The organism is Mesorhizobium sp. ORS 3428 (assembly GCF_001854785.1).
Lineage (GTDB): Bacteria > Pseudomonadota > Alphaproteobacteria > Rhizobiales > Rhizobiaceae > Mesorhizobium.
The window spans coordinates 120,589-131,788 of record NZ_MDFL01000114.1 but is presented as its reverse complement, the minus strand read 5'-3'; the positions used below and the strand labels follow the sequence as shown (position 1 = coordinate 131,788).

Annotated in this window: 9 protein-coding genes; 3 read left to right on the top strand and 6 right to left on the bottom strand. The window is 63.3% G+C overall.

Annotated features, from left to right (window positions below):
- Window positions 1–302: 302 nt before the first annotated feature.
- The 4 genes from ORS3428_RS13060 to ORS3428_RS13045 form a co-directional block, all read right to left on the bottom strand.
- Complete coding sequence (locus tag ORS3428_RS13060) at window positions 303–902, bottom strand: ABC-type transport auxiliary lipoprotein family protein (protein WP_071098267.1); 600 nt, start codon at window positions 900–902, stop codon at window positions 303–305.
- Window positions 903–977: 75 nt separating this feature from the next.
- On the bottom strand, window positions 978–2,351 hold the full coding sequence (locus tag ORS3428_RS13055; RefSeq protein ID WP_071098264.1) for an MlaD family protein: 1,374 nt from the start codon (window positions 2,349–2,351) through the stop codon (window positions 978–980).
- Between the two features lie 15 nt (window positions 2,352–2,366).
- Complete coding sequence (locus tag ORS3428_RS13050) at window positions 2,367–3,176, bottom strand: ABC transporter ATP-binding protein (protein WP_071098296.1); 810 nt, start codon at window positions 3,174–3,176, stop codon at window positions 2,367–2,369.
- Window positions 3,177–3,183: 7 nt separating this feature from the next.
- The gene (locus ORS3428_RS13045) at window positions 3,184–4,371 is read right to left on the bottom strand and encodes an ABC transporter permease (RefSeq protein ID WP_071098262.1); all 1,188 of its coding nucleotides are present in this window, start codon (window positions 4,369–4,371) and stop codon (window positions 3,184–3,186) included.
- Window positions 4,372–4,448: 77 nt separating this feature from the next.
- Here ORS3428_RS13045 and dgcA point away from each other — a divergent pair, with 77 nt between their 5' ends.
- A complete protein-coding gene (dgcA, locus tag ORS3428_RS13040; protein WP_071098259.1) occupies window positions 4,449–5,432 on the top strand; it encodes an N-acetyl-D-Glu racemase DgcA in 984 nt (327 codons plus the stop codon).
- On the opposite strand, the gene ORS3428_RS13035 is transcribed toward dgcA, so the two are convergent.
- Together ORS3428_RS13035 and ORS3428_RS13030 are read right to left on the bottom strand one after the other, a co-directional pair.
- Window positions 5,403–6,617 (bottom strand): MFS transporter, encoded by a 1,215-nt coding sequence (locus ORS3428_RS13035; protein ID WP_071098257.1) that lies wholly within the window; start codon window positions 6,615–6,617, stop codon window positions 5,403–5,405. The genes dgcA and ORS3428_RS13035 overlap by 30 nt on opposite strands.
- Before the next feature lie 222 nt (window positions 6,618–6,839).
- Entirely contained in the window at window positions 6,840–7,670 is an 831-nt protein-coding gene (locus tag ORS3428_RS13030; RefSeq protein WP_108723053.1) for a UDP-2,3-diacylglucosamine diphosphatase, read from the bottom strand.
- Between the two features lie 120 nt (window positions 7,671–7,790).
- Here ORS3428_RS13030 and ORS3428_RS13025 point away from each other — a divergent pair, with 120 nt between their 5' ends.
- Window positions 7,791–8,570 carry an SDR family oxidoreductase gene (locus ORS3428_RS13025; protein WP_071098253.1) on the top strand — a complete coding sequence of 260 codons (780 nt, stop codon included), beginning with the start codon at window positions 7,791–7,793 and terminating at the stop codon, window positions 8,568–8,570.
- A gap of 260 nt (window positions 8,571–8,830) precedes the next feature.
- On the top strand, window positions 8,831–11,155 hold the full coding sequence (locus tag ORS3428_RS13020; protein ID WP_071098251.1) for an NADP-dependent malic enzyme: 2,325 nt from the start codon (window positions 8,831–8,833) through the stop codon (window positions 11,153–11,155).
- Window positions 11,156–11,200: the final 45 nt, after the last annotated feature.

The following is an 11,200-nucleotide window of genomic DNA, read 5'->3' as shown; positions in this document are numbered from 1 at the left end:
CCTCCAGGCCGCCGATGCCGACAAAGTCCCCATCAGCCATCGCATCAAGAAATGCGCCTGGAATGATGACTATCTAATCCACGCCCTGACCCATATGCGATAGCCCTGGTTTAGTGACGGGGAGAAGGTGGATCACCGCAGCGRCAGCGRCTTTCTGTCAATGTTGGCGATTGGCGAAACCGTCGATGGCAGCGTCTTTCTCCCCGTCTCTATACGGGGAGAAATGCCCGGCAGGGCAATGAGGGGCAGCGCCGACCCTTCGCTCAGGAGGCGACGGCCTCTGCGACCCGGATGGAGCCGCTTCAGATCACCGTGTCCGTCCAGCGGACGATGTCCTTGGCCGCCTGTCCGAAGGCGCTGTCCAGCGCGCCGACATAAGCGGCACTGCCGCTGCCCGAGACCGGGGCGCTCGCGGTAAAACTCTTCGAAGCCCGCACCTCGCCATTGCGGTCGTTGAGGATGCGCACGAAAAGGTCGACTTCGGCATGTTCCCCGCCATTGACGCGGATATCGAATGAGCGGACCTCGACGATGATCTGATAGTCGATCGCCAACCCCTCGCCCGGCCTACCGACGCCGGCAAAGCTGCCGGAGCGCTGGAAGGTCTCGGCGAGCCTAGCCTGAACGATCAGCGGCAGGCGGTCCGCCCATTGCGCACCCTTGAGATACTGGATCGAGCGATCGGAAGGCCTGATGACAATGCTCTGGCTGTCCAGCGCCTTCAGCGCCGAGGGCTGGGCGATCAGGATCTGGCGGTGTCTACGGCCGTGCATCTCGATCGACGGAGCGGTAAGCTCGAACGTGTCGAGCGGTGTTGGCTTGGCTCCCAGCGCCGCGCAACCGGCAAGCGCAAGCAGGAGCGCCCCGGCAGCAACCGACTTCAACCCTCTCACCGATTTCACGCGCGATCCCCGTTGTCCCCGGATCTTACGATCAACTCTCAGCTGCAATCTTCTTGGCGTTCGCGGCGGCCGAAGTCAACGCCGCGCCCTGCCATCAAACTGACGAACCTCTCCCTCGCCGCCCGTCAGGAACCGCTGCGGATTGCGGCTTAGATCGCTCACGGCTTCCTCGATGCGGTTGATCGAGCGCCGGCTGTCCTGCACCAGCGCTTCCACATTCTGCAGCCCCGAGCCGGAGAAGCGTGACAGGTTGTCGACGATCGTGCCTAGGCGGGCGTTCAGCGTATCGGCAACCTGCTTGAAGGATTTCAGCGTCGACCTGGCATCGGCCATCACGCCGTTGGCCTCGCCGGATCCGAGAAGCTGGTCGACCTTGGCGAGGATGCCGTCGACGCGCACCGAGGCATCGTTGAGGCGCTGCGCCAGCTGGCGGGCATCCTTGATCGTATCATTGATGTCGTCGGAGCGGCTGGCGATCTTGTCCGTGACCTTGGCGATGTCGGCAGCCGCCTTGTTGGCGCTGTCGCTCGCCTGCTGGATGTTGGCGAGCGCCGTGCGGACTTCGTTCGGGTCGATGCCGTCGAGCACGCCGTTGACCTTGGCGAGCGTGCCTTGCGTCTGCTTGGCGAAGTCGTTGATCGAACCGACGGCCGTGTTGACGTTGGCGATCACCGTATCGAATTGCTTCGAGGTTTCCTTCAGGTTCGCGGTGACCGTGTCGACATTGGCCACGATGCTCTTGATCTGGTCCTTGTCGACCGAGTTTATCAGGCCTTCCGCCGCCTTCAGCGTGCTGTCCAGCCTGCCGGAAACGGCCTTCAACTGGTCCGAAAGCGAACTCACGGCGGACAGGAACTTGTCGATGCCGTCCGAATTCCTGGCCAGCGCGTCGGAGAAGGTCTCAACGTTCCGGACGGTCTGCGTCAGCGGTGCGCGAACATCCTTGGTGAAGCCCTCGAGCTCGGAGAGCACCTTGTCGGCGCGGGTGAAGATGTCCTGCGCCGTCTGCAACAGGTTGGTCACGGCCGACGGATTGGCGACGATCTCAGCGACCTTGCCTTCCTTCTCCGCCTGGTCGAGCAGCTTCACTTCACTGGGATTGGCGCCCTTGAGCTCGATATTGGCCTGGCCTGTGAGGCCGGCCAGCCCGATATCGGCCTTCGTCGACTTGGTGATCGGCGTCATTCGGTCGACCTCGGTGTCGGCGATGGCGACGGTCGGGTTGTCGACGTCGATATAGACCCGCTTGACGTCGCCCACCCTGACGCCGTTGAAGAGCACGAAGCTGCCGCGGCCAAGGCCGGAAGCCGAACCCGGGATGCGCACGCGAAGAAGGGCCGTCTCGCCCCGCTCACCAATCGCCGCCGTCCAATAGACAAAGGCGAAGGCCGCCAGGATCGCGACCAGCGTGAAGATGCCGACAATGACGTAGTTGGCTCTGGTTTCCATTGCCACCACCTATGGCTATGCGCGTGCCGCGAGATCAAGCTGCCGGGCACGTTTTCCGCGGAAATAGGATTTTACCCAAGGCTCCTCGCTCTTCAGCATGTCGTCGATCGTGCCTTCGACCAGCACCCTCTTCTTGCCGAGCACCGCCACGTGGTCGCAGGCGGTGAAAAGCGTGTCGAGGTCGTGCGTGACCATGTAGACCGTCAAATCCATCGTATCGCGCAGCTTGACGACCAATTCGTCGAATTCGGCGGCGCTGATCGGATCAAGGCCAGAGGTCGGCTCGTCGAGAAAGACGATGTCCGGATCGAGCGCCAGCGCGCGCGCCAACGCCGCACGCTTGATCATGCCACCGGACAGCTCGGAGGGGAATTTCAGCGCCGCGTCCGAGGGCAGGCCGACCAGCTCGACCTTGAGCATGGCGAGCTCGTCCATCAGCTTCTTCGGCAGGTCGAGATATTCGCGCATCGGCACCTGCACGTTTTCAAGTACCGTCAGGGCCGAAAACAGCGCGCCGTGCTGGAACAGAACGCCAAGACGCATGTCGATGCGCAGACGTTCGGCTTCGTTTGCCTTCTCGATATCCACGCCGAAGAGCCTGATCGTGCCCGATTGCTTCGGCACCAGGCCGAGGATGGCCCGCAACAAGACCGACTTGCCGGCGCCCGAGGCGCCGACGAAGCCAAGGATCTCGCCCCGCTTGATGTCCAGGGATAGCTTGTCGAGGATGACCTTGTCGTCGAAGGAAACGGTGATGTCGCGCGCGGAGAGCACGATCTCGTCCCCGCCGTCCTCCGCCGCCTTCACCTTGGTGCTGTCTGCCATCGCCATCTCAGAATTGAATCGCTGCGTAGAACATGGCGAAAAGCCCGTCGAGAATGATGACGACAAAGATCGACTTCACCACCGAGGCGGTCACGTGCAGGCCGAGCGATTCGGCGCTGCCGCCGACCTTCATGCCTTCGACGGATGCGATGATGCCGATGGTCATGGCCATGAACGGTGCCTTGATCAGCCCGGCGAAGATGGTGCTGAGGTCGATTGCGACGCGCAGCCGGTCAAGGAAAGACACGGGCGTAATATCCGAGTACAGCCAGGCGGCAACGATGCCGCCGCCGAGCGCCGCGAAATTGGCGATGATCGTCAGGCATGGCAACGCGATCACCAGGGCGACGAGCCGCGGAAACACCAGCACCCCGATCGGGTTCAGCCCGATCACCTTCAGCGCGTCGACCTCCTCGCGCATCTTCATCGAGCCGATCTCGGCCGTGATGGCGCTGCCTGAGCGGCCGGCAAGCATGATCGCCGTCATCAGCACGCCGAGCTCGCGCAGGATCAGCACACCGACCAGATCGACGACGAAGATGTCGGCGCCGAAATAGCTGAGCTGGTAAGCGCCCTGCTGGGCGACGATCGCGCCGACGATCGCCGACATCAGCACCACCACCGGAATGGCGCCGACGCCCATACGGTCGATCTGGTTGAAGATCGCAGCCGGATTGACTGCATGGCCGCGGCCAAGCTTCATCTGCGCGCCGCGAATGGTGGCGCCGAGGATGTTCATCGATGCGAGAAAATCGTCGCGCATCTCATAGACGCGGCGGCCGACAAGCTCCAGCGCGCGCAGGATGATGTTGGGCGGCCCGGCCGGCCCCGATTCGGCTTCACGCCGCACGGCCTCGCCGACGGCGCCGAGCAGGATCGATGCGATCTCGCTCTGCCCCTGTACGCGGACCTCGACGCCCCTCTTCTCGAAGGCGCTCGCCAAGCGATCGATCAGCCAGGCGCCGGCCGTATCCATCTTCTCGATGTGGGAAAGATCGAGCGACAGCCTTTTCGCGCTGTCGCGCTTCTCGATCTTGCGCATGTCGGCATCGACCAAAGCCACGGTGCGCGTTGTCCAGACGCCCGAGAAAACGCAGCTGAGCACGCCGTCTTCCTCGCCGACGTCGATGCGCGGCTGGTGACTGGTGTCACCGGCAGGCGTGCGACTTGCGTCGCGTTTGCGGTTGGTCAACATGGCGCCCTGTTTAGCGTGACCGGACCGGCGTGTCGATTTGCCGGCATACCGGCCTCACACAACTGGAGAAGAAAAATATGGCGCGTGTCATTTCGGTCGAGGCAGAGCGTTTCCCGATTGCGGGCATCTTCACCATCTCGCGCGGATCGAAGACCGAGGCCGAAGTCATCACCGTAACGATCAGCGAAAACGGGCATGTCGGGCGTGGCGAGTGCGTTCCGTATAAGCGCTACGGTGAGACCATGGACGGTGTGCGCGCCGCCATCGAGGCCATGCGCCAGCGAATCGCGAGCGGGATCGATCGCACCGCCTTGCTTGCTGCGATGCCGGCCGGCGCAGCGCGCAACGCGATCGACTGTGCCCTGTGGGATCTGGAGGCAAAACTGAGCGGCCGGACGGCAGCGGATGCAATGGGCGCTGTTTCGCCAAAGGCCCTGGAAACCGCCTACACGCTGTCGCTCGCAGAACCGGAGGCGATGGCGGCGCAGGCCCGCGCCAATGCCTCGCGGCCGCTGCTCAAGGTCAAGATCGGCGGTGAAAACGACATGGCGAGGATTCGCGCGGTGACGCAAGCCGCGCCGCAAAGCCGAATCATCCTCGATGCCAATGAGGGTTGGACCGACGACAACATTGAAGCCAATCTCGCCTTCGCCGCGGAGCACGGCATTGCGCTCATCGAGCAGCCGCTTCCCGCCGGCCGCGACGGCATCCTGCGAGAAATCGCGCATCCGGTGCCGATCTGCGCCGATGAAAGCGTGCACGAGGCGAAGGATCTCGACGCGCTGGCCGGCCTCTATGACGCGGTCAACATCAAGCTGGACAAGACGGGCGGCCTGACCGAAGCGCTCAGGCTTCGCGAACGCGCCCGCGACCTGGGCTTCGGCATCATGGTCGGCTGCATGGTCGGCACGTCACTGGCCATGGCGCCGGCCGTGCTTTTGGCTCAAGGAGCCGATTTCGTCGATCTCGACGGGCCGCTGCTGCTGGCTCGCGACCGCGAGCCCGGTCTGGTCTACCGCGGATCGCTGGTGTCACCCCCTGACCCTGCGCTGTGGGGCTGAACGCGCGGCAAGCCCAATCAGCACCAGGCCGATAACCGCAATCGGAATCATGGCGAGAAACCCGTCGGCGCCAAGACGGTCGTAGAGCGGGCCGGAGGCGAGCGTCACCGCCGCCATGAAGAAGCCGTTGAAGAAGTAGGCGATGCCTTGCGCGGCACCCGTGCGCTCTTCCGAGACCGTTTCGCCGATCATCTTCTGCAGGCCGATCAATACCATCGCCACCGACACCGCGTGGAGCGTCTGGACGCCGAAAAAGCCGGCGACGCCAAGCCCAAGCGGCCAGACCAGCGGAAAGGCGATCCAGCGCACGATCGAGCCGATGCCTGCAATCACCATCACCCTGACGACGGAAACGGAGGCGAAAATGCGGTTGAAGAACAAGAACATACAGACTTCTGACACCACGCCCCAAGCCCACAGCAGACCAACGACGGAATCGCTGATGCCGATCGACTTCCAGTAGATCGACACAAAGCCGTAGAGGAAGGCGTGGCTGGCGGTGATGATGCCGACGCCGAGCGTGAAATAGAGGAAATAGGCGTTGAGGAGGCTCGGGGCCGAATGCTGGATGTCGGCCGCCGACAGCGGCGACGCCCTGCGGGGCTTGCCCATGCGCGGCGCAAGGAGGGCGGCGACAAGTGCCGCGGCAAGGGCCGCGAATATAATCACCGGCACAGCCTTGGCTCCGGTCACCGCGAGGATGAAACCGCCCACCACATTGGCGCAGAGATAGGAGATCGAGCCCCATTTGCGCATGGCGGGGTAATTGGAGCCGAAGCGACGTACGCCCGACAGCGCCAGCGAATCGGCCAGCGGCGAATGCGGTGTCCACACGATCGTCAACACCAGCGACACGCCAAGTACGTTTGCGTAGGTGGCCGGCAGGAAGTAGCCGGCCGAAATGATCATTGATGCCGCGACCAGCGCGATATAGACATTGGCGCGGTCCTTCGCCCGGTCGGCAAGCGCGGTGAGCATCGGCGTCGTCACGACACGCAGGAACATCGGTGCCGCCAGGATGACGGCGATTTGTTCGGCATGAAAACCTTTCGCCTGCAGCCAGAGCGGGAAATAGGGCAGATGCGTGCCCAGCGACACGAACAATGTCGCGAAGATCAGGCTCATGCGCAGTTCGAAATGGCTCGGCTTGACGAGTTGCTCAGGAGAAAGCGGCGGCAGCGACATGAATCGATCCAATTGCGCTGCATTCGACGACCTGCATCGCATTTCGATCCCTATCATGCGACAAAGCGCGGCGGAACTGCCTGGACCAATCGATCAAGCTAAAGCTGTTGAAGGAAAAGGTATCTCAAGCCTGAGGCATGGCCGCGCCTCGGGCAGCTTTCGTTGCGGCTCAGGCTTGGTAATAGGCCAGCAGATCCACGTCCTTGGGAAGCGGCAACGGGCTCAGGCAGCCTTGGCCGCCCTGCCCTTGAGATCGACAATGTCGACGGGCACCAGCACATCCTTGCTGGCCGGGACCTCCGGCAGCACATGCGCCCAGGTCAGGATCTCCATGCGGCCGTCGAAATGCTCGACCACCGCGGTACAGCTCTCCACCCAGTCGCCGGTGTTGATGTACTCGACGTCGCCATAGTTTTCGATCGCGGCATGATGGATGTGGCCGCAGACCACGCCGTCGACATGCGAGCGCCGTGCTTCCTCGGAAAGCACCGTCTGGAACGAACCGATGAAGTTCACTGCCTTCTTGACCTTGACCTTGGCCCAGGACGAAAAGGACCAGTAAGGCAGTCCGAGCAAGTGGCGCAGCTTGGTCACGACGCGGTTGACCAGCATCGCCGCGTCATAGGCATAGTCGCCGAGATAGGCGAGCCAGCGCTGGTTGTGCACCACCGTATCGAACTGGTCGCCATGGATGACGAGCAGCCGCCTGCCGTCGGCGGTCTCATGGATGGCGCGGTCGGCCACGACGATGCCGCCGAAATGTACGCCCTGGAACTGGCGGGCGAATTCGTCATGGTTGCCGGCGATGTAGGTGATCGAGGCGCCCTTGCGCGCCTTGCGCAACAGTTTCTGCACCACGTCATTATGGCTTTGCGGCCAATGCCAGGTGCGCCGCAGGCGCCAGCCGTCGACGATATCGCCGACCAGATAAATGGTATCGGCGTCGTGATAGCGCAGGAAATCGATCAGGAAATCGGCCTTGGCCGCCTTCGAGCCGAGATGCACGTCAGAAATGAACATGGTGCGGAAAGTGCGGGGCTCTGGGCCTGACATCGCGATTTCACCCTTTGCTTTCGCGTGCCTATGCCTCGATTCATGCAACAACCGTATGACGGTTGCGGTTAGTCCAGCCCAAGCGCTAGCTTGCCGCCCTCGAAAAAGGGAGAAATCACCATGGATCTCGGCATTCGCGGAAAGAAGGCCATCGTCTGCGCCTCGAGCAAGGGACTGGGGCGCGGCTGCGCCATCGCGCTGGCCGAAGCCGGCGTCGAGCTTGTCGTCAACGGCCGCAACGCCGAGCTCCTGGCGAAGACCGCTGCGGAGATCCGTGAGAAGTTCGGCGTCAAGGTGATCGAAGTGGCCGGCGACGTCTCGAAGCCGGAGGTGCAGAAAGCGATGCTCGCCGCCTGCCCGGAGCCCGACATCCTGGTCAACAACAATGGCGGGCCGCCTCTGCGCGATTTCCGCGAGCTCGACCGCACCAAGATCCTCGAAGGCGTGACGCAGAACATGGTGACGCCGATCGAACTGATCCAGGCGGTGATCGACGGCATGGCCAAGCGCGGCTTCGGCCGCATCGTCAACATCACCTCATTGTCGGTTTATGTGCCGATCCCCGGGCTCGACCTGTCGTCGGGAGCGCGCGCCGGCCTGACCTCTTTCCTGGCCGGCGTGGCGCGCACGGTGATCGACCGCAACGTCACCATCAACAGCCTCCTGCCCGGCAAGCTCGACACCGACCGGCTGCGTGGCCCGCATGAGGCCGGCACGCCGGAAGAGCCTGCGGCAGCCGCCGCGCGCAAGGCCCGCATCAGCGCCGATGTGCCGGCGAAGCGCCTCGGCACGCCGGAAGAATTCGGCCAGATCTGCGCCTTCCTCTGTTCGGTCCATGCCGGTTATCTGACCGGCCAGAACATCCCGGTCGACGGCGGTCTCTACGTCAGCGCGTTCTGACGCGCCTCAAATCTGCCGCAAGCTTTCGCGCCAACGGGCTGAAATGGATTGATTATCTTCGCTTCGTCATTGTGAAGGCCGGGGGCAACGTTTGGCGTCGCGAAGAATCGTCGGGGCATGCTAGAGCGGTTCACCGTTTCAGGGAAACGGCAAACCACCCTAGCGCTTTGTCTTGACGCAATTGCGGACGGAAAAGCGTTTCACACTTTTCCTGGAATTGCTCTAAAAGGCTCGAAATCAGAAGCAGAGGGAGGGCCGCGATGGACGGCGAGATCAAGAAAGCGGCCCGGTCGGACCTCGATGAGGCTGCGCTCTTCTTCCACAAGCATCCGACTCCCGGAAAGCTCGAGATCCAGGCCACCAAGCCACTCGGAAACCAGCGCGACCTGGCACTTGCCTATTCGCCGGGCGTCGCAGCCCCCTGCCTCGAAATCCGCGACGATCCGGTGACCGCCGCCGACTACACGGGGCGCGCCAATCTCGTCGGCGTCGTCTCCAACGGCTCGGCCGTGCTGGGGCTCGGCAATATCGGCCCGCTCGCGTCCAAGCCGGTGATGGAAGGTAAGGCGGTGCTGTTCAAGAAGTTCGCCGGCATCGACGTCTTCGACATCGAGATCGACGCGCCGGAGATCGAGCGCATGGTCGAGACGGTCGCGGCGCTGGAACCGACCTTCGGCGGCATCAACCTCGAGGACATCAAGGCGCCTGAATGCTTTGAGGTCGAGGAGCGGCTGAAGGCCCGCATGGGCATTCCGGTCTTCCATGACGACCAGCATGGCACGGCGATCATCGTTGCCGCGGCGGTGCTCAATGGGCTCGAATTCGCCGGCAAGACGATCTCCGACATCAAGATCGTCACTTCGGGCGCGGGTGCTGCGGCGCTCGCCTGCCTCAACCTTTTGGTTTCGCTCGGTGCCAAGGTCGAGAACATCTGGGTCACCGACCGCTTCGGCGTCGCCTACAAGGGCCGCGTCGAGGAGATGGATCGCTGGAAAGACCCTTATGTGAAGGACACGGAAGCGCGCACGCTGGCTGACGTCATCCCGGGCGCAGATGTCTTCCTCGGCCTCTCCGCCGCCGGTGTGCTGAAGCCCGAGTTGCTGCAGCACATGGCGCCGAAACCGCTGATCCTGGCGCTCGCCAACCCGACGCCCGAGATCATGCCGGAAGTGGCGCGCGCCGCTCGGCCGGATGCCATGATCTGCACCGGGCGATCGGATTTTCCCAATCAAGTCAACAACGTGCTCTGCTTTCCTTACATCTTCCGCGGCGCGCTGGACTGCGGTGCCAGCGCCATCAACGAGGAGATGAAGATGGCTGCGGTGAGGGCAATCGCTGCCCTTGCGCGCGAGGAGCCTTCCGACGTCGCGGCGCGCGCCTATTCCGGCGAGACGCCGGTTTTCGGCCCTGATTTCCTGATCCCCTCGCCTTTCGATCCGCGCCTCATCCTGCGCATCGCGCCGGCGGTGGCGAAGGCTGCTTGCGAGACCGGCGTGGCGACACGGCCGATCGCCGATTTCTCCGCCTATATCGACAAGCTCAACCGCTTCGTCTTCCGCTCCGGCCTGGTGATGAAGCCGGTGTTCTCCTCGGCCAAGGCCTCCAGCGCCAAGCGCGTCATCTATGCCGACGGCGAGGACGAACGCGTGCTGCGCGCCGCGCAGGTGGTGCTGGAGGAAGGCATTGCCGAGCCGATCCTGATCGGCCGCCCGCATGTCGTCGAGGTCAGGCTGAAGCGCTACGGGCTGCGCATCCGGCCGGGCGTCGATTTCGGCCTGATCAACCCGGAAGACGATCCGCGTTACCGCCACTACGTCGATCTGCTGATCGAGCTCGCCGGCCGGCGCGGTATCACGACGGAAGCCGCCCGCACCATGGTGCGCACCAACAATACGGTGATCGCGGCGCTGGCGCTGAAGCGCGGCGACGCGGATGCGATGATTTGCGGACTCGAAGGCCGCTTCGAGCGGCATCTGCGCAATGTGAACCTGATTATCGGAGCGCGCGCCGGCATCAAAGACCGGGATCTCTCGACACTTTCGATGCTGATCTCCCAGCGCGGCATCATCTTCCTCACCGATACCCATGTCACGGTCGATCCGACGGCTGAGGAGATCGCCGAAATGACCGTCCTGGCCGCCGAGGAAATCAGGCGTTTCGGCATCGAACCCAAGGCCGCCCTGCTCTCGTTCTCGGATTTCGGTTCGCGCGACGCGCCGAGCGCGCTCAAGATGCGACAAGCCGCGGCGATCCTGGCGCGCATCGCGCCCGACCTGYAATGCGACGGTGAGATGCATGCCGATACCGCGCTCTCAGAACATTTGCGCCAGCGCGTCTATCCGCACTCGCGGCTCAAGGGCGAAGCCAATCTCCTGGTGTTCCCGAACCTCGATTCGGCGAACATCACGCTGACGGCGCTGCGCGCCATGATGGATGCGCTGCATGTCGGGCCGATCCTGCTCGGCACCGATCAGCCGGCGCACATCCTGACAACGTCGGTGACCTCGCGCGGCGTCGTCAACATGACGGCGCTGGCAGTGGTGGAAGCGGCGCACAAGGCGCAGGCGATCGCGGATTTGAGCTAAACTAACGCGTGCGAGTGCGATAACCTCAGGTTGCAGACTAAGGAT